16 protein-coding genes are annotated in these 17482 nt (G+C 68.3%); 3 read left to right on the top strand and 13 right to left on the bottom strand.

Annotated features, from left to right (window positions below; translation table 11 throughout):
• Positions 1 to 69: 69 nt before the first annotated feature.
• Both FHY06_RS26190 and FHY06_RS26185 read left to right on the top strand, forming a co-directional pair.
• Positions 70 to 588: a nuclear transport factor 2 family protein gene (locus FHY06_RS26190; protein ID WP_184606804.1), complete on the top strand. Its 519-nt coding sequence runs from the start codon at positions 70 to 72 to the stop codon at positions 586 to 588.
• Positions 585 to 1376, top strand: a complete 792-nt coding sequence (locus FHY06_RS26185; protein WP_184606803.1) for an SDR family NAD(P)-dependent oxidoreductase — start codon at positions 585 to 587, stop codon at positions 1374 to 1376. Before FHY06_RS26190 ends, FHY06_RS26185 begins: the two co-directional genes overlap by 4 nt.
• Before the next feature lie 31 nt (positions 1377 to 1407).
• Here the strand turns inward: FHY06_RS26185 and FHY06_RS26180 are convergent, their stop codons facing one another.
• The 11 genes from FHY06_RS26180 to FHY06_RS26135 all read right to left on the bottom strand — a co-directional run bounded on the left by FHY06_RS26180 (position 1408) and on the right by FHY06_RS26135 (position 12926).
• Positions 1408 to 2733 (bottom strand): hypothetical protein, encoded by a 1326-nt coding sequence (locus FHY06_RS26180; RefSeq protein ID WP_311733732.1) that lies wholly within the window; start codon positions 2731 to 2733, stop codon positions 1408 to 1410.
• A 106-nt stretch (positions 2734 to 2839) separates the two neighbouring features.
• Positions 2840 to 5056 (bottom strand): LamG-like jellyroll fold domain-containing protein, encoded by a 2217-nt coding sequence (locus FHY06_RS26175; protein ID WP_184606802.1) that lies wholly within the window; start codon positions 5054 to 5056, stop codon positions 2840 to 2842.
• A gap of 519 nt (positions 5057 to 5575) precedes the next feature.
• Positions 5576 to 5782, bottom strand: a complete 207-nt coding sequence (locus tag FHY06_RS34760) for a hypothetical protein (protein WP_221404395.1) — start codon at positions 5780 to 5782, stop codon at positions 5576 to 5578.
• A gap of 43 nt (positions 5783 to 5825) precedes the next feature.
• Entirely contained in the window at positions 5826 to 7130 is a 1305-nt protein-coding gene (locus FHY06_RS26170; protein ID WP_184606801.1) for an MSMEG_0569 family flavin-dependent oxidoreductase, read from the bottom strand.
• Between the two features lie 39 nt (positions 7131 to 7169).
• Positions 7170 to 7454, bottom strand: coding sequence for an MSMEG_0570 family nitrogen starvation response protein (locus tag FHY06_RS26165; RefSeq protein WP_019655228.1), 285 nt, complete (start codon positions 7452 to 7454; stop codon positions 7170 to 7172).
• Positions 7445 to 8626, bottom strand: coding sequence for an MSMEG_0565 family glycosyltransferase (locus tag FHY06_RS26160; RefSeq protein ID WP_184606800.1), 1182 nt, complete (start codon positions 8624 to 8626; stop codon positions 7445 to 7447). The genes FHY06_RS26165 and FHY06_RS26160 overlap by 10 nt, the downstream gene beginning before the upstream one ends.
• Positions 8619 to 9626: a sll0787 family AIR synthase-like protein gene (locus FHY06_RS26155; protein ID WP_184606799.1), complete on the bottom strand. Its 1008-nt coding sequence runs from the start codon at positions 9624 to 9626 to the stop codon at positions 8619 to 8621. Before FHY06_RS26155 ends, FHY06_RS26160 begins: the two co-directional genes overlap by 8 nt.
• Positions 9623 to 10207, bottom strand: coding sequence for an MSMEG_0567/Sll0786 family nitrogen starvation N-acetyltransferase (locus tag FHY06_RS26150; protein WP_126185221.1), 585 nt, complete (start codon positions 10205 to 10207; stop codon positions 9623 to 9625). Before FHY06_RS26150 ends, FHY06_RS26155 begins: the two co-directional genes overlap by 4 nt.
• Before the next feature lie 2 nt (positions 10208 to 10209).
• Positions 10210 to 11292: an MSMEG_0568 family radical SAM protein gene (locus FHY06_RS26145; RefSeq protein ID WP_184606948.1), complete on the bottom strand. Its 1083-nt coding sequence runs from the start codon at positions 11290 to 11292 to the stop codon at positions 10210 to 10212.
• Entirely contained in the window at positions 11255 to 12298 is a 1044-nt protein-coding gene (locus FHY06_RS26140) for a Nit6803 family nitrilase (protein ID WP_019655223.1), read from the bottom strand. Before FHY06_RS26140 ends, FHY06_RS26145 begins: the two co-directional genes overlap by 38 nt.
• Before the next feature lie 145 nt (positions 12299 to 12443).
• A complete protein-coding gene (locus tag FHY06_RS26135; RefSeq protein WP_019655222.1) occupies positions 12444 to 12926 on the bottom strand; it encodes an MSMEG_0572/Sll0783 family nitrogen starvation response protein in 483 nt (160 codons plus the stop codon).
• A gap of 355 nt (positions 12927 to 13281) precedes the next feature.
• Here FHY06_RS26135 and FHY06_RS26130 point away from each other — a divergent pair, with 355 nt between their 5' ends.
• Entirely contained in the window at positions 13282 to 14691 is a 1410-nt protein-coding gene (locus FHY06_RS26130) for an aminotransferase-like domain-containing protein (protein ID WP_019655221.1), read from the top strand.
• A 1-nt stretch (position 14692) separates the two neighbouring features.
• Here the strand turns inward: FHY06_RS26130 and FHY06_RS26125 are convergent, their stop codons facing one another.
• Positions 14693 to 16693 (bottom strand): phosphatase PAP2 family protein, encoded by a 2001-nt coding sequence (locus tag FHY06_RS26125; protein WP_132752660.1) that lies wholly within the window; start codon positions 16691 to 16693, stop codon positions 14693 to 14695.
• Between the two features lie 393 nt (positions 16694 to 17086).
• On the bottom strand, positions 17087 to 17350 hold the full coding sequence (locus FHY06_RS34950) for a hypothetical protein (protein WP_260310692.1): 264 nt from the start codon (positions 17348 to 17350) through the stop codon (positions 17087 to 17089).
• Positions 17351 to 17482 lie beyond the last annotated feature (132 nt).

The raw sequence follows: 17482 nt of genomic DNA, 5'->3' as shown, positions 1-17482 counted from the left end.
GCGCCTCCTCCACTGCCATATCGGCCCTGCGCCACCGCTGGGCCATGCACCCTCTTCCGGAGAATCCCAATGAATACCGAAGCCCACGACACGCTCGCGCAGGTCGCGCAGATCTCGCAGCAATTGCAGGCCCTGCAGCGCCGCGTCGACCAGCTCGAAAGCGTCGAGGCGATCCGCGCGCTGCGTGCCCGCTACCACATGCTGGTCAACGAGGACCAGGGCCCGCGCCTGCACGAGCTGTTCGCGGAAGACGCGAGCGTCATCTACAACGGGCGCCCCGAGGTCTTCGGACGCGAGGCCATCCGCAGCTTCTTCGAGAACTTTCCCGTGCAGTACGCGCGGCAGTTCATTCACCAGCACGAGGTGAGCGTCGACAGCGACACGGGCACCGGCCAGTCCTACCTGGACGGCCGCCCCGTGCACGGCGGAAAGAGCTTCTACGTGGTGGGGCGCTTCGACGACACCTACGTGCGCATCGACGGCCGATGGCTCTTCAAGAAGGTGGTGCTGACCGTCCACTACATGGTCGAGGCGGCCGAGCACTGGGAGGCCCTGCTGCCGGTGAAGAAGAACGCGGAGGCGGCATGAGCCTGGCTTCGCTCTTCGACCTCACCGGGCGCAGCGTCCTGGTCACCGGTGCCGCCAGCGGCCTCGGCCTGGCCTTCGCGGAGACGATGCTGGAAGCCGGTGCGCGCACACTCATGACCGACATGGATGCGCAGGCGCTCGATGCCCAGGTGCAGCGACTGAAATCGCGCTACCCGCTGGCCGAAGGCGCGACGCTGGACGTCGCCGATGCCGCGGCGGTCGACGCGCTGGTGGACGGCATGGCAGCGCGCCACGGCGTCATCGACTGCGTGTTCGCGAACGCGGGCGTCAGCGCAGGGCGAGGCTTCGTCGTGGAGGCGGGCCAGCTGGAGAGCATCGACCTCGCGCACTGGGACAAGGTCCTGCGCATCAACCTCGACGGCGTGCTGCACACGGTGCGCGCGGCTGCGCGGCACATGAAGCCGCGCAGGGAAGGACGCATCGTCGTGACCACGTCGATCGCGGGCCTGCGCTCGGAGTCGCTCTCCGGCTACGCCTACGTCGCGTCCAAGGCGGCGGCGAACAACCTGGTCAGGCAGGCCGCGATGGAGCTCGCACCGCACAACGTGCTGGTGAACGCCATCGCACCCGGCCCCTTCGCCACCAACATCAACGGCGGGCGCCTGCGTCTTCCGGAGTCGGCCGAGCGCATGCGGACCCATATTCCCCTCGGCCGCGTGGCCCGGATCGACGAGATCAAGGGGCTGGCCCTGCTGCTGGCCTCGCCTGCTTCCAGCTACATGACCGGGGCGATCATTCCGGTCGACGGCGGTGCTTCCGCGCGATAGGGAGACAGGAAGCCGCTAGAGCGCTGATCCGCTACTTCAGCGCAGCGCCGCCTCGCGCGAGGTATTGCGCGGAAAGGCGCGCGAACTGGCCGCCATCGGTAGCGATCGTGGTCTGGTTGCCCCAGCCGGCGCCAAAGACGATCCCGAAGGTGTGCATGTCACCGTATTCCTGCGTGTTGGTCAGCATGTAGTCGACGCGGTTGTCACGGTAGTGCCCGTCGGTGCCGCCGGGCGTGTCGGAAGGAACGCCCATCGGCGTCTGCCACCACAGGATGGGCAGGCCGTTGCCCAAGGCTGCGCGATAGTCCGAATACTGCTTCTGCGAATCGTGGAAGTTCGGGCTGGTCTTGTTGCTCGCGTCCCAGTAACGATCGCTTCCGTTCTGGCATCCGTCGGGCCTCGGCGTCACCTCCCGGCAGCCCGCGTCGCGGTCGCTGGTCTGGGCGACGATGAAGTCCGCCTGGTTCGCGCCGGCGGTTTGCATCATCGCGCCGATCTCGGAGGGCGTGCCGTTCCAGAACGCGGGCGGGAACCCGATCAGCGCCTTGGGCGCGATCTTCCGGCCCATCTGCACGACGCACTGGCCGAGGCCCGCGACGGTGTCGGGCAGCGTGCTGCATTCGGGCTGACCGCTGACGCGAGCGGGAAGTTTCGTCAGATCGTGATCGGACCGCTTCCCTGCAGCGAAGCCCCAAAAGTCCGGCTCCACGTTGATCAGAACGGGTTTGTCCAGCTTCGCGATGAGCTGATACATCAGCCGGACCTGGCCCCAGTATTTGTCCATGAAGGCCACATCGTCGGTCGTGCCGACATTGCCCTCGCCGTTCGCCGTCATCTGGTAGAGCGTGAACATGGGCACCGCACCGTAGGCCTGCGCAGCCTGCGCAAAGATGGTGACGTAGGCGCCGCCCGCGTTCCAGTCGGGCCAGCCTCCGTTGTAGCCCACGATCCCCACAAGGTAGTGCTCCACGATGTCGGGGTGGATGTCCTGGCTCTTCAAGTCATCGGTGGAATTGGCGCTCAGGCCAACCAGCACCCGGGCGGGTTTGCCGAGCTTGTTCGCCAGGGCGACGGTGGCCGCGACAGGTACGGAGCCGCCGCTCGTGCCTCCATTGCCGCCCTGGGTGCCGCTGCCGGAGTTGTTGCCGGCCGCTTGGCCACCGCTGCTCTGACCGCCTCCGCTCTGCGCGCCGTTGCTCTGGCCGCCATCGGATTGAGTGCCCGTGCCGCCCTGGCCCGCCGGGCTGCCGACCAGCGGAACGCCGGCCCCTCCTCCGCCGCCACCTCCTCCGCCACAACCGAAGAGCAACAGAGAAGCCATCAGCGCCGAAGCGCACCGCCGAGAAAGAATGTCCATGAGAGAAATCCGAAAGGTCGAAGTCACACAAGCACCGGCGCGCCCGTGCATGCGCGCGCCGGCTCGGGTTATGGGTGTTCCGGGCAGCGCTGCTGCCCGATGGCGCTCAGCGGGCGAGGTCCGCGATGAAGGCCGCGTCCTTCGCGCCGCTGTAGATGCGGAAGTCCTGCATGCGCCCCTTGAAGTACGGATCGCCGCCGTACTGGGAGCGCCCCAGCCAGGTCCGGGTGGTCTTGCCCATCTGGAAAGGATTCATCCAGATGCCGTCTGCGGTGGCCACCTGCGCGCCATCCATGTAGAGCGTGCCCACGGTGCCCGAGAGCGCGACCGCCAGGTGCACCCAGCGCCCGGTGGGTGTCTCTCCGCCGGCCACCGACTCTTCCTTCCAGAACTGATTGCGAGAGCCTGAAAAACGCAGCTGCTTGTTGCCGTCGCGAAGGATGAGGATCATGTAGGCCACGTCGTTGGAACCGAAGTCGAAAACGCGTGCGATGACCGACGCCGTATCCCAGTAGACCCACACCGCGACCGTAAAATCGCCCAGGGCCGACACGGCTCCGTCGGGCAGCTGGATGTGACCGCTGCGGCCGTCGAGTTGCACGGCGCTTCCGCCGTTGCGTCCTTCTCCCCAGCTCGTGCCGCCGATCAGTTGCCCGTGCAGGCCGCGGCCGCTGGCGTCGTTGGCATCGCCGTTGAGCGGCAGGTGCAGCCACAGCTCGCCCGGGACCGCCACGCGCAGGGTGTCCGCGCCGGTCATCTCTCCGGCGTCGGTCACCGCGTCGATCCGGTAGTACCAGGTGCCCTGGTCGGGATCGTCGGTGTAGGTGCGCGGGTCGGTGACCGGCGCGAGGGTCGTGAACGGACCGTTGGGCGACGCCGCGCGCTGCACGAGGTACTGCGAAGCGCCTGCGGTGCCCCACCAGGACAGCTGCACCTTTCCATCGCTCAGGAATGCGCTCAGGCCGCTGGGCCTGGCGGCAGGAACCGGATCGCGTGCATAGAGCAGCGTGCCGATGCCCGGCTGGTCTCCGCCGTCGACGCGCTCGGGCCGGATCTTGTCGAGCATCGCCTTGGTCCAGGGGGCCGAGAGTCCCTTGCGGCTCACATAGTGGCTGTAGATGAGGTCCCAGTTGGGTCGCAACTGATTTGTGCCCGCCGCAGCGGTCCCCGCTCCGTGGACACCGTCGTAGGGGGCGAACGGCATCGTGTACAGCGCGTTGCCGTTGGCATCCGCGAGGTTCGTCTTGGCCACGTACTCCGCGCCGGCCAGCAGCCGGTTGTTCCAGTAGCCGAAGAGGTCCTCGCCCTGGTTCCAGGCCATCTGGCACAGCATGCCGGCCAGCGAGATGCCGAGTGTGGAGTGGCCCTGGTCGCGATGGCTCTCCTGCCATTGACCGAGGTAACCGGGGTGCACGTAGTAGACGTTGTTGGCGCTCGCGCCGCAGCCACGGCCGCTCTTGTAGTAGTTGCTCGCCTCGGCGACCAGATCGGGCCGGTCGCAGAACACGCCGATCGCGTAGACGGCGCAGATGTTGGCCAGGTCCCAGTTGGCCCAGTAGTGGGTGACCTTTCTGATCTCGGTGCCGTTGTGGTTGACAAGAAAGTCGTGGGCCTTCGGATAGAACACGTTCAACAGCATGGTCTGGAAACGCGCGACGTCTTCCTTCGCCCAGCCGGAGTAGCTGCGCATCAGTTCGGCGGCGTTGGCCCACTGGTTGCCGTAGAGGCCCGAGGCGAGGAAGACGTTGGAGTTGCCGCCCAGTTCGGTCAAGGTCGACGACCATGCGTTGAGGAACTCCACCGCCTTCTTCGCATAGCGCTCGTCTTTGGAGATGTTCCAGCGCAATGCGAGATGAAGGGCGCGCACCATGTCGCCGATCATCTGCCAGTAGTTCTCGCCATCGACGCCGCGCGTCACCAACGCCAGGGGACGCGGATTCGCGTCGAGGTTGGTGTTGTTCGTCTTGAGCATCATGTTCATGCCACCCACCCAGGGCTCCGCATTGGCGGCCAGCTTGTCGCGGATGCGCTGTAGGTCGTCTTCAGTCACGAGCAGGCCGGGGTGCACGATCTTGTGCCCTGTGGGCTCGGGGGTCGTCGGCTCGGGCGCAGGGCTATCGGGGGTACTGGGGGAATCGGCACCGGCGCCCGCAGCGGGGGTCTGCTGCTGCGGCGCCTGCTGCGCGGCTGCGCCGCCTATGGGCGAGAAGCTGCTGCCCCCGCTTCCTCCACCGCATGCCGTCGTGCCCAGTGCCAGGGCACCTGCGGTACCGAGGAAGAAAGTACGTCGATCCAGCATGTTTGCGTTCTTCTCATCGCTCATGGGTGTGTCATTTCTCGTGAATGTGTAAAGAAGTGATTCCGCAAACTGCGTGCCACATTGCTCGATCGCTCAGCGCGATCAAATCGGTAAAACCGATGGATACATTGCGCGCAACACGAGCGACGTGTAACGACAGGAAGTGACATTCGTTGTCACATGCGATGCGCGGCAACGCCACTGAATGTCATCGCTCGCTGCCTTGTCCGTGCATGTTCGACAGGCACGAGCAGCACCTCGCCATGCAGCACGCAGACGCGAACACGCACGGCAGCGCATGGCTGCCGCACTGCGGGCCTCGGATCGCATCGCCAGCTCGCAGCTCGATCAGGTTGCGGAGTTCGCTCCCACGTTCGGGCAGGGCTCGACTTGCGTCGGCACCTGCTTGTCTGAGGAAAGACCCGATCCTGAAGTCGAACCGGAGTGGCTGGAGGGAACCTCCATCGGGCGCCTAGTGTGGCCCACAAGATGAAGAAATCGCGCGTCGGATTGCCTCTGAAAATGAGCGGCTGAATTTCATTTTCAGAATGACTGGAAGCGCTGGCGCGCAGGCGCGCCAGCGCTTCGTTGCAACGGGTGCTGCAACTGCGCAAGCAAGAGATTGACCCGTTCGCGCTGCAGAACGAACGAGGCACGCGGCCCGCTCAAGGACATCGCCGCAGACGCACCCACGCGCGCGATCGCGGCGCCCTCTCCGCGCAGCAACTCGCGGGCGCGCGGACGCGTCATCACGCTCGAGCGCGTCAGTCCGCGCTCGATTGAACGACGCTTGCTATGCCGCCTGCAGCCTCATCGGCGCGCCGGTATCGGCCCGCGTGCCACGCAGCTGAACTCGATATCCCTCGATGGCCTCCGCGAGAAACTCCGCGTCGCGCGCCACGCCCGAGAAGCGCCCCGAGCCCCAGGTATGCAGCCATGGCAGCCCGAGGAAATAGAGCCCCGGCTCCCGCGTCACGCCGCGCAGATGCACGGGCGCGCCACGGCCGTTGAACACCGGCGCGTCGACCCACGCGAAATCGGGCGAGAAGCCAATGCACCAGATCACGCTGGTGATGCCGGCCGCTGCAAGGTCGAGCTTCGTGCGCTCCTGCGGCGGCTCCCACACAGGCGTGTAGACCGAAGGCGGCGGCGCCTCGATGCCCTGCGCGGCGATGTACTTGTCGATCGATGCGTTGATGCGGTTGTAGGTGTCGTCGGCCTGGTCGAGGTTGTCGCGCAGGTTCGGCTGGAACTCGAAGGCGCCGCCGTCGAAGCCGCCGAGCAGGCCGTAGAGCTCCATGCCTTCGAGGGCGAAGCGCCGCAGGTCGATGTCGCGGCCGCCGTCGCGGCCCGTCACGTAGTGGTTGGTGTTGTCGCGCACGCCTTCGCGCAGCGGGTGCTCTGTGACGGGCATGTCGTAGTACTTCATGTCCGCGAGCCAGTCGACCACCTCGCGGCCGCGGTAGAAGCGCGCGCAGCGCGGCGCATTGCCGGTGGCCAGGTGGACCTTGCGGCCGGCCAGGTGCAGGTCTTCGGCGATCTGCGCGCCCGACTGCCCGCAGCCCACCACCAGCACCGCGCCCTCGGGCAGCTGCGCCGGGTTGCGATACTGCGCCGAATGGAACTGCGCGACGCCCGCCGGCAGCTTCTCCGCCAGCCGCGGCACGATGGGGCGGTGATAGCCGCCCGAGGCCACCACCACCTGGTCGGCGGTGTAGAGGCCGACGTCGGTCTGCACGTTGAAGCGCTCGCGTTCGCCGTCGCGCGCCACGCGCTCCACGGTCACGCCCTCGATGGCGGGAGCCTTCACATGCTCGACGAAACCGGCGAGCCACTCGTTGATCTGGTCCTTGACCATGAAGCCGTGCGGATCACCGCCCTTGTAGCCCCAGCCCGGCAGCTGGCACTGCCAGTTGGGCGTGACGAGGCAGAACGAATCCCAGCGCTGCGTGCGCCAGGTGTGCACGAGGCTGCGCTTCTCGATCACGAGGTGGTCGATGCCGCGCAGCTGCAGGCAGTAGCTCAGCGACAGGCCGGCCTGGCCGCCGCCGACGATGACGACGCTGTAGTGGCTGCGTCCGCCGTAGGGATGTGACATGAGGGTCTCTCTTTCTCTCTCTGGATGTAGCGGGGTCGGTCAGTCGAAGGCGACGACGGTGACCTTCGCATCGGGGGTGCTGCCGAATCGCGCGGCGATGCCTTCGATCTCCGCGAGCTGGTCCATCGCCTGCGAGCAGGCGAAGCCGTACTTGGCGCGCACCCGCTCCGAGGCGATGCCCAGCGCCTCGCGCGTGCGCAGCAGGAAGTCGTCGAGGTCGTAGCGCTCGCCGGGCACGAGGAAGTCGCGCACCACCAGCGAGGGCGAGTAGCAGCGCGTCTCGCTGGCGTCGGGCCAGCGCACGTGGAAATGCATCACGGGCATGCTTCGGTCTCCTGGATGGCGGCGCGGTACAGCGCCGCGTGCCGCTCGGCACTGGCCTGCCAGCTGAAACGCCCCGACAGCCGCGAAGCCGAACGCGCGATGCGCTGCGCGTCGCGCGTCGAGAGCGCATGCCGCAGGGCGGCAGCGATGGCGCCGGCATCGGACGGGTCGGCCCAGCTCACGTCGTCCTCTGCGAGGTACTCGGTGAACGGGGCGATGCGCGAAGCGACCACCGGCACGCTGCTCGCCAGCGCCTCGAGCACCACCAGCCCGAAGCCCTCGCGCAGCGAAGGCATCGCGACGACATCGGCCAGCCTATAGAGCGAAGGAATGTCCTCGTCCGGCAGCGGGCCGGTCAGCCGCACAGGCTGCGCCGGATCGTCGTCGAACCCCAACTCCTGCATCAGGGCGCGGAACCGCAGGGCATAGGCCGTGTGATCGAGCAGGCTCGCGCCGCCCGCCACGACCAGTTGCGCCTGCGGGTGCGCGACTCGCAGCAGCGCGAAGGCCGACAGCAGCCGCGCGGTGTTCTTGCGTTCCTCGACACCGCCCAGCGCCAGCACCACGGGCGCGCCGCGCCGGATGCCCAGGCGCTGCGCCAGCGCGGCATCGGACGACCGCGCCTTCGGCGAGAAGCGCGCGGTGTCCACGCCGTTGGGCACTTCGTGCGCGGCGATGCCGTACTCGCTCGCCAGGTGCTCGCGCCACAGCCGGCTCACGCACAGCACCTGGCTCGCACGCGCGAAGGCCGTGTGCTGCCACTGGGTGAGCTGCGGCACGTCGAAGCTGTCGAGGTGGTGGACGGTGCGCACGAAGCCGTCGATGTCGCCTGCATCGTGCAGACGGGCGAGCGCATTGCCGCCGATGGAGTCGTGCGTGTGCAGCACGTCGAACCGCTCGCGCGCCAGCATGCCGCGCAGGTGCTGCACGAAGGCCTCGATGCGCGACCGCACCATCTCCACCGTGTCGCGCGGTGTCGTCTGCACCGGCACCAGTTCGACCGCGCAGGGCGGCTGACGGAACAGCCGCTGCCCCGGCGCGGCGGGTGCGAGCACGGTCACCGCGTGGCCGGCCTCGTGCAGCGCCGCGGCGAGTTCCAGCGTGTGGACCACGCCGCCGCGCGGGTTGACCGAATGCGTCAGCAGTGCGATGCGCAGCGGCCGATCAGACATAGGTCGCCTCCCGGGTGTCGGCCGCCGGCTGGATGAAGGCATCGCTGCCGAAGTCCCACAGCAGCGCCTCTTCGCCGCCGGCGCACAGCCGCACCTGCCGTGTGGCATCGACCTGGCCGACCACCGCGCAGGCGATGTCGCGCGCGGCGAACCGGGCGGCCACTCCCGCCGCCTGCGCCGGCGACACGCTCAGCACGAAGCCGTAGCTCGGGAAGGAAGACAGCCAGCGCAGCAGCGGCACGCCGTCGGGCCGCGGGATCGCGTCGAGGTCGATGCGGGCGCCAACGCCCGAGCATTCGAGCAGCATCATGGCCGTGCCCACGGCGCCGGCCATGCTGATGTCCTTGGCGGCGCCGCACAGGCCGCTCTCGGCGATCGAGGGCAGCAGTTCGAGGTCGGCGCGCAAACGTGCGGCAGGCGCACGGGTCGACGCGTTCCAGTACGGGAAGGGTTCTTCGTAGGCGCCGCGCAGGTCGGCGGCCATCAAGAGCAGGTCGCCCGGCTTCGCGTCGAAGCTGGTGAGCAGCCTGCGGGCACGGCCGAGGATGGCCACGGCGAGCTGGGGCCGATCGCTGCGGTTGTTGCTGTGCCCGCCGACGATGGGCACGCCGTAGCGCGCGGAGGCCTCGGCCATGCCGCGCAGCATGTCGTGGGCCGGGTTCATGCCCGTGCTCCACAGTGCATCGACCACGGCCGTCGGGCGCCCGCCCATGGCGTAGACGTCGCTCACGTTGACCATCACGCCGCAGTAGCCCGCGAACCAGGGCATGCGCACGATGAAGTCTTCCACCAGCCCCTCGATGGCGAACAGCAGGTAGCCGCCGCGGCCGTCGGGAATGGCCGCGCAGTCGTCGCCGACCGGCACGGCCTGCGCGAGCGCATCGTGTCCGCCGGGCAGCGAGCGGCCCAGTGCCGACACCACGTCGCTGATGTCGCGCTTGTGGGCGAAGCCGCGCGTGGCGCGCAGGGCCTCGGCGATGTCGTGGACCCCGGTCGTCATGACGCCACCCGCGCACGCGTGACGAAGCCGCTCACGGGATCGTGGCAGGGCGGATACCAGCCGAGGTCGGCCTGCATGCGCGCATGCGGGCGACCGTGCACGCTGGTCTCCTCGAGCACCTGCCAGCCGAGCTTGCGGAAGAGCGGCACGTTCTGCAGCTGCACCTGCGCCAGGAAGGTCTCGCAACCCAGCGCGTTGGCACGCGACACCGCCAGCCGGATCAGCGTCACGCCCAGGTGCCCCTGGCTGCGGAACGCGGGATGCACGGCCAGCCGCGAGCCCCACCATTCGTCCTTGCCCGCGCCCTCGCCCTGGGCGCGATGGATGCGCACGGTGCCCACCACCTGCTCCGGCATGCCGCCGTTGCAGGACATAGCCACCAGCAGCTGCGCGCGATCGTCGATGGCGTCGCGGTCGTCGCGCGCGAAGATGCCCTGCTCGATGCAGAACACCGCACGGCGCAGCGCCATGGCCTCGTCGCGCTCCCACTGCTGCGCGGCTTCGCGCACCAGGTATTCGACGGGCGCATAGTGATCGCCCATCCGGTCGCCCATCTCGCAGAGGTCGTCGAGGCACAGCATGGTCAGCTCCCGCCTTCTTTTTCGTAGATGGAGAGCGACGAACACGCGCCGCACTTGCCGCAGCCGGCCTTGATGTCGGCCGAGCGCAGGCCGGCCGCCACCACGCGCTCGCCCAGAGGCGCGAGCAGCGACTTCATGAACTCGGGCGTGGGTGCGGGGTGGTCTTCCAGCGGTGTGCCGCTGATCGGCACGAAGGGCACGACGAAGGGATAAACGCCGCGCGCCAGCAGCTGGTCGCAGGTGTCGAGGATGGCCTCGCGCGTGTCGCCCAGGCCGGCCAGGATGTAGGTGCTGACCTGTCCGCGCCCGAACACGCCCACGGCCGCCTCGAAGGCGCTCATGTAGCGCGAGATGGGCACGCTCGCCTTGCCCGGCATGATGCGCTCGCGCACCTCGGGCGTGACCACCTCCAAGTGCATGCCCAGGGTGTCGATGCCCGCGGCCTTCATGCGATGGAACCACTGGTCGTCGTCGGGCGGCTCGCACTGGCCCTGGATCGGGATGTCGACCGCGGCCTTGATCGCGAAGGCGCTCTCGCACAGCACGGCCGCGCCGCGGTCGGTGGCATTGGGCGTGCCGGTGGTCATCACCATGTGCTTGACGCCGTCGAGCAGCACGGCGGCGCGCGCCACCTCGGCGAGCTGCTCTGGCGTCTTGCGCGCGACGGTGCGCCCGGCCGCGAGCGACTGGCCGATCGCGCAGAACTTGCAGCTCTTCCTGCGGCTCTCGTAGCGGATGCAGGTCTGCAGCACGGTGGTGGCCAGCACGTCGCTGCCGTGCAGCGTGGCGATGTGCGAATACGGCACGCCGTCGAAGGTCTGCATCGCGTAGAAGCGCGGCTGCTTCGGAAAGCTGATGCTCGCGATCGGGATGCTGCCGCGCATCACGCGGCTCACGCCCGCGGCGTCGGGCGCCTCGGCGGTGAAGGGCGAGTGCCAGGCGGTGGAGGTGTGGACGGGCACCATGATCGTGTGGCCATCCACCGTCACGGCCTTGTGGTCCGAAGGGCCCGCGCCGCCGCGGCGGCTCGATACGCCGGCCGAAGGGTCAGCCAGCCGCAACCCGAAGGACTGGAGCTCGGTCATCAGCTGCCGGCTGTCTTGCTGTGTCGTCGTGGTCATGTTCTGCACTCCGTTGAACGTGGGGTTGCGTGCGATCCATCGGCACGGTGGTCTGCGCCGGTCGGTCGTTGATGGCGAGCGAGAGCAGCTCCGGCCGCGCGTAGTGGCCGACCGAATCCATCATTCGCTTGCGCTTGGCGATGAGCGCCATGTCGAGGTCGGCCACCACCATGCCTTCGCCCTCGGTGAGCGGCGGCGCGAGGTGCTTGCCCTCGGGCGAGACGATGGCGGTATGGCAGCCGCCGCGCAGCGCCTTCTGCAGGTTGGCGTCGGGCGTGACCGAGCGGATCTGCTCGTCGGTGAGCCAGCCGGTGGCGTTGACCACGAAGCAGCCCGACTCCAGCGCGTGGTGGCGGATGGTCACTTCCATCTGCTCCGCGAAGATCGGACCGACCAGCGAGCCGGGGAACTGCGCGCAATGGATCTGCTCGTGCTGCGCCATAAGGCTGTAGCGCGCGAGCGGGTTGTAGTGCTCCCAGCAGGCCAGCGCGCCCACGCGGCCGACCGCGGTGTCGACCACCTTGAGGCCGGCGCCGTCACCCATGCCCCAGACCATTCGCTCGTGGTACGTGGGCGTGATCTTGCGGCGCTTGAGCACCAGCGTGCCGTCGGCGTCGAACACCAGCTGCGTGTTGTAGAGGCTGCCGTGGTCGCGCTCGTTCACGCCGAGCACCACCACCATGCTGCGCGCCCTTGCCCGCTCGGCCACCGCCTGCGTGACGGGGCCGGGCACCACCACCGCGCGCTCGGCCAGCTGCAGGTGCGGCGCGCCCTGCTGCACCGGCGGCAGCACGAAGCTGAAGTAGGGGTAGTAGGGCACGAAGGTCTCGGGAAAGACCGCGATCTGCGCGCCCTTCGCGGCGGCCGCGTCGATGGCGCTGCACACGCGCTCCAGCGTGCCGTCCGGCCGTTCGAAGTCGGGCGCGATCTGGATCGCCGCGGCACGCACGATGCGGGGTGAAGAGCTCATGGTCGTCCCCCGTCCGCGGCGGCAAGCGAAGCGAAGCCAATTCGGGGAACGCCGCAGAACCGGCTTTGCCGGGCTGCCGGTGTTGCCCCCGGTGAGGGGGTTGGCGAAGCGACACGAAGTGCGCGAAGACTGGGGGAAGACATGTTCACAGCGTCCAGGTGTCGATGACCACGGCGCCGGCCTTCTTGTGCAGCAGCACGAGGTCGAGCACGTCCAGCGGGTTGATCGGCTTGATGCCCTCGATCAGCGCGCCTTCGCCATGGCCGTACAGCGCCTGCAGCGCGAAGCGGCAGGCGTAGACCTTGCCGCCCTCCTCGATGAACTTGGCGATCTGCTTGTTGAAGTTCTGGTGGCCCGGGAAGGCCTCGTCGCCCAGCGTCGGAAAGCCGCGCTGCACGCCCAGCGTCACGCCGGGGCCGTACAGCAGCACCGACGTGTCGTAGCCCTTGCGCTTGAGCCGCGTGGCCTGCAGCAGGTTCACGAAGCCGATGGAGCCTTCGAAGGCCACCGTGTGGAAGGTGACGAGCGCCTTCTCTCCGGGCTCGGCCTTGACGTCTTCGAACACCTTCTCTTCGTAGTCGACGAGGAACTCGCCTTTTTCGTTGCGGGGGCGGGTGACTTTGGGCATGGGGTACTCCGGTTGGGTGAAGGGGTACGCAGGTGTTGCGTGCCTTCTTCTTCGCAGGCGTTGTGCCAGCGGCCGGCCGGGCTCGTGCGATCAATGCGCGATCAACGCGAACCGGCGCGGCGTGCGCGAGCGCAAAATTTTTTTCAGGGCCTGCAAAGACACCGACGAAGCAGGCCGGGGCGGCCATTTCCGCACCGCGACGACGCACACCGCATGCGATCAATGCACCCGATCAATGGGGTTGATCGCACCTGATCGAAGCATTCGCCCCCTCTGGCGCGGGCGCGGTTCCTGCATGTTGATCGGTGGCCAGATGCAATCAATGGATGCAATCAACTCCGCCGGAACACGCCCGATGACCACCATCACCGCCCACTGGCGCAAGCAGCTGCGCAACACCGCCCGCCCGGCCTATCTGCTGCTGGCCGACCTGATCGCCGACGACATCAAGACCGGCCGCCTGGGCGTGCGGGACCGCCTGCCCACGCTGCGCGAGCTGGCGGCGGACCTCGACCTCAACTACACGACGGTGGCGCGCGGCTATGCCGAGGCGCGCAAGCGCGGGCTGATCGATTCGCGCGCGGGCACCGGCACCTTCATCCGCTCGGGCAGCCCGAGCCTGCGGCTGCGCGGTGGCAGCGGCGCCGAGATGACGATGAACATGCCGCCCGAGCCCGACGACGAGCACCTGATGGCACGCCTGCACGACAGCGCCAGCCGCGCCTTCGCGCAGGTCGATTTCCACGACCTGCTGCGCTACCAGGACTTCGGCGGCACCGCGCACGACCGCGCCGCCGCGATGCACTGGCTGCGGCCCTTCGTGCCCGACGCCAGCGTCGATCGCATCCTGGTGTGCCCCGGCATCCACGGCGTGCTGACCGCGCTGTTCTCGCAGCTCGCACGGCCCGGCGAGCTGGTCTGCGTGGAGTCGCTCACCTACCCCGGCGTGAAGGCCATCGCGGCGCAGCTCGGCGTGCAGCTGCATGCGCTGCAGATGGACGACGACGGCCCCATCGCCGATGCCTTCGAGCACGCCTGCAAGACGCTCAAGCCCAAGGCGCTGTACTGCAACCCCACGCTGCTGAACCCGACCTCGGCCACCGTGTCGCGCGCGCGGCGCGAAGCGCTGGCCGACGTGGCGCTGCGCTACGCGGTGCCGATCATCGAGGACGACGCCTACGGAATGCTGCCGCGGCAGACGCCCGCGTCGCTGGCCACGCTCGCGCCGGGGCTCACCTACTACGTGAGCGGCTTCTCCAAGTGCTTCGGCGCGGGACTGCGCAGCGCCTACGTGTGCTCGCCGACGGTGGTGCAGTCGCAGCGTCTGGCGGGTGCGATGCGCGCGACCACCGTGATGGCCTCCCCGATCACCAACGCGCTGACCACGCTGTGGGTCGAAGACGGCACCGCCGACGAGATGCTGCAGGCGGTGCGCGCCGAATCGGCGGCCCGGCAGGTGCTGGCTGCACGCCACCTGGGCGACAGCGGCCTGCAGGCGCATCCCGAAGGCTTCCATGCGTGGCTGCCGCTCACGCCCGGCTGGAGCCCGGTGGAGTTCGCGTCCTACCTGCGCACGCAGAACGTCGGCGTGGTCGCGAGCGCCGCCTTCTCCACCGACGGCGATCCGCCCGACGCAGTGCGCATCTGCCTGGGCGGCCCGATGACGCGCGAGCAGTGCGACCAGGCGCTGCGGCTGATCGCGGACACGCTGGCGCATCCGCTGCATCCGCACGCGACCCTGGGGGATCGCGGCGGGGGCCGGTGACTCACGCGTCGAAGCGCACGATGAGCTGGGTGCCGGTGTAGGTCGGCGTGACCTTGAAGCCCGGCGCGTTGATCGCCGAGAACCGACCCGTCAGGGTGCCGCTGCTGATGAGCGTGAGCGTGTCGCCGGCGCTGGGTGCGAAGCTCGGCTTGAAGCTCAGGTTCAGCGTGCCGTCCACGGCGGCGACACCGGCCACATTCAGCCGGCCCGCGCCGTTGGCGCCCAGGTTCAGCTGCAGCGTGGTGCCGGCCACCTGCGTGTAGGCACCGGCCATGGTGACCATCGAGGACGCGTTGCACACCAGCGTGCCGCCGCCCACGTAGACGTTGCCCGTGCCGAAGGCGGCGGCGGAGTCGGCCCGCAGCGTGCCTTCGGAGAGTTGCGTGCCGCCCGCGTAGCTGTTGCTGCCGCCGAGCGCCAGCGCGCCGCTGCCCTTCTTGGTCAGCTTGCCGGCGCCCGCGATGTTGTTGCGCCAGCTGTCGAGCGCATTGAAGCCGCCTCGGCCGGCATCCATGGTCACGACCACGTCGCCGTTGAAGGCGCCGTAACCGTCGGCCGCATCGAACAGGTTCAACCGGCCCCAGCCCTCGGGGTCGTCCATCACCGGATAGCCCGATTGCACGGCCGTGGTCTTGAGCACCACGCGGCGCTGCATCGCGTCGAGGTAGGGCAGGCGCGTTTCGAGCAGCACCTCGGCACCCTTGGGCACGACCGCCGGCCTGGTGGTGTCGCCCACCGGCTTGAAGCCGAAGGTCAGCCGGCGCAGGTAGTCGGCCTTGCTCGCGGCATGGTCCGCGAAGCGGTCGGCGGTGGTGCCCTGCGAATGGGCGAAGTCGTTGAAGGCGACGGCATCGCTCGCGCCCACGGCGGCCATCAGCACGCTCTGCGCCTGGGCATAGGCCGCGGCCTTGCGCGCTGCGTTGGCGCCGGTGGCCAGGCTCGCGGCGGCCACGGCCTGCCCGTGCACGCGCCCGCCGACCACGTCCAGCGGCGAATGCATGCCCGCGAGGATGCGGTTCTCGCCGAGCTCGAGGCCGCGCGCCACCATCTCCTGGAAGCGCTGCGGCACGACGTAGGCGGAGGCGATGGAGTCGCGCACCGCCTCTGCCGTGTGGCCGCTGATGAAGCCGCCGTCGATGGCAGGCGTGGGGTTCTTGGCGGGCTCCAGCGCGGGCACCACCTTCACGCTGCTGCTCCAGCGCCAGGGCCGCGCGTACTTGTAGAAGCGCTTGGCGGGCTCGGTGGAGCCGTTCTCGCCGATGTTCTTGAGCAGGTCGACCACCGTGCCGAAGCCCGGGTTGGCGGAACCGCCCACGCCGACGTCGTTGCCGCCGTCGCTGTAGAGCACCGTGGTAGCGTCCGCCGCGATGCCCGTGATCGTCGTGACCTGCTGCGTGGCCGCGCGCCAGGCGGTCGTGAGCGGGCCCATGCCGTCGCTGATGCTGTAGCCCTTGCCGCGGCGGTCGTCCAGGTAGGCGGCCAGTTCCTGCGCAGGGGTGCGCGCGTTGGTGGCGTCGACGACGTACTGGATGTTGCGGTTCAGCACGTTGGTGTTGAGCATCTTGCCGTCGGTGGCATCGCCGGGGATGCCGCTCCAGGTGGATGCGGTCACGGCCGGGAAGCTGCCCTGCGCGGGCGCAGAGACGCCCGCGTCCACCAGAAGCGTGCTGGGCTGCCAGAAGTCGAGGAAGCCCGCCACCACGCGCACGCCGGCATTGGTTTCCTTGGTCGCGAAGCGCGCATCGCCGCGCTGGTTGGTCGCCACGTTGTCGACGAAGGGCGGGACCGCGACCGCATCGGGCGCGGGCGCGGAGTCGGTGAAGCCCAGGTCCTTCGGCGGGCCGGCGACGGCCACGGCGGGCGGGTTGGCCGTGGCGGGCGGCGTGCCGGCGATCGGGAACGAGAAGCCGCCTCCCCCGCCGCCACCGCCGCAGGCCGAGAGGCACAGGGCTGCGACGAGGGTGATGGCGAAAGGACGGACGGGGGAAAGCAGATGGGGCATGAAGAAAAGAAAGGAGGAAAAAGAAGACGCGGCGCTGCACAAACAGCCGCCGCGACCCCGGGAATCTAGGGATGCAAGAAGTCATCCTTGTGAATCGCCGCGAATTCCGCTGCATTGCACAGCCGAATTGACGGGCTTTTCCACGGGTCAGGCGCAGGTCAGATTGGCACCCTAATTGGCGCTCAATTCTATTTGCCGATTGCATGGAATATTGAGTCAATCGAGCCCGAATACCTTGATTTCCACGGCAATCAATTCACGGAATCATCATATTCACCACCTAGAGTCTGCGCCATCCGGCATTTGTAAATGTCGGAAAAAGAATTTGATCCATTCCCAATTCAATACCATGTCAAAAAATTCATTTCCCGACAGGGAAAGCGCATATCTCGATCAATTGGCGCGCGTGCCGGAAAACAGGCGCCGCGAATTGCTGAAGCTGATGCTGGCTGGCTCCGTCACTGGCGTGGCCGCGGCTGCGCTGCCCGGTTGCGGTGGCGGAGGCAATGGCGGCGGCGCAGCCGCTTTTCCATTTCCCGCGACGGGTACGGGCAGCACGCCGGCCACCGGTTCGCCCGCCAGCGCACCGCCGCCCGCGGCACCGGGAACTCCGGCACAGAAAATCTCGAGCTTCACGATTTCGGTGCTGCCGGACACCCAGTTCTATCCGCGATATGCCTCGGAAAAGATGAACGGGCTTTATCAGAAGCTGTATGCCGGCATCGACCCGAAATTCGACAATCCATTCAAATCCCAGACGCAATGGATCGCGCAGAATGCCAGCCAGCT

Origin of the sequence: Variovorax atrisoli, assembly GCF_014195185.1 — a bacterium.
GTDB classification, from domain to species: domain Bacteria; phylum Pseudomonadota; class Gammaproteobacteria; order Burkholderiales; family Burkholderiaceae_C; genus Variovorax; species Variovorax atrisoli.
Note: the sequence above shows the minus strand (reverse complement) of the source record. Positions and strands in the feature narration are given on the sequence as shown.

What these genes read in the sequence shown, in the direction of transcription:
- FHY06_RS26140 (WP_019655223.1), bottom strand. Translation starts at nt 12,298, where the DNA reads ATGAGCTCTTCACCCCGCATCGTGCGTGCCGCGGCGATCCAGATCGCG.
- FHY06_RS26130 (WP_019655221.1), top strand. Translation starts at nt 13,282, where the DNA reads ATGACCACCATCACCGCCCACTGGCGCAAGCAGCTGCGCAACACCGCC.
- FHY06_RS26125 (WP_132752660.1), bottom strand. Translation starts at nt 16,693, where the DNA reads ATGCCCCATCTGCTTTCCCCCGTCCGTCCTTTCGCCATCACCCTCGTC.
- FHY06_RS26160 (WP_184606800.1), bottom strand. Translation starts at nt 8,626, where the DNA reads ATGTCTGATCGGCCGCTGCGCATCGCACTGCTGACGCATTCGGTCAAC.
- FHY06_RS26180 (WP_311733732.1), bottom strand. Translation starts at nt 2,733, where the DNA reads ATGGACATTCTTTCTCGGCGGTGCGCTTCGGCGCTGATGGCTTCTCTG.
- FHY06_RS26175 (WP_184606802.1), bottom strand. Translation starts at nt 5,056, where the DNA reads ATGAGCGATGAGAAGAACGCAAACATGCTGGATCGACGTACTTTCTTC.
- FHY06_RS26155 (WP_184606799.1), bottom strand. Translation starts at nt 9,626, where the DNA reads ATGACGACCGGGGTCCACGACATCGCCGAGGCCCTGCGCGCCACGCGC.
- FHY06_RS26150 (WP_126185221.1), bottom strand. Translation starts at nt 10,207, where the DNA reads ATGCTGTGCCTCGACGACCTCTGCGAGATGGGCGACCGGATGGGCGAT.
- FHY06_RS26165 (WP_019655228.1), bottom strand. Translation starts at nt 7,454, where the DNA reads ATGCCCGTGATGCATTTCCACGTGCGCTGGCCCGACGCCAGCGAGACG.
- FHY06_RS26190 (WP_184606804.1), top strand. Translation starts at nt 70, where the DNA reads ATGAATACCGAAGCCCACGACACGCTCGCGCAGGTCGCGCAGATCTCG.
- FHY06_RS34760 (WP_221404395.1), bottom strand. Translation starts at nt 5,782, where the DNA reads ATGACGCGTCCGCGCGCCCGCGAGTTGCTGCGCGGAGAGGGCGCCGCG.
- FHY06_RS26170 (WP_184606801.1), bottom strand. Translation starts at nt 7,130, where the DNA reads ATGTCACATCCCTACGGCGGACGCAGCCACTACAGCGTCGTCATCGTC.
- FHY06_RS26145 (WP_184606948.1), bottom strand. Translation starts at nt 11,292, where the DNA reads ATGACCGAGCTCCAGTCCTTCGGGTTGCGGCTGGCTGACCCTTCGGCC.
- FHY06_RS26135 (WP_019655222.1), bottom strand. Translation starts at nt 12,926, where the DNA reads ATGCCCAAAGTCACCCGCCCCCGCAACGAAAAAGGCGAGTTCCTCGTC.
- FHY06_RS26185 (WP_184606803.1), top strand. Translation starts at nt 585, where the DNA reads ATGAGCCTGGCTTCGCTCTTCGACCTCACCGGGCGCAGCGTCCTGGTC.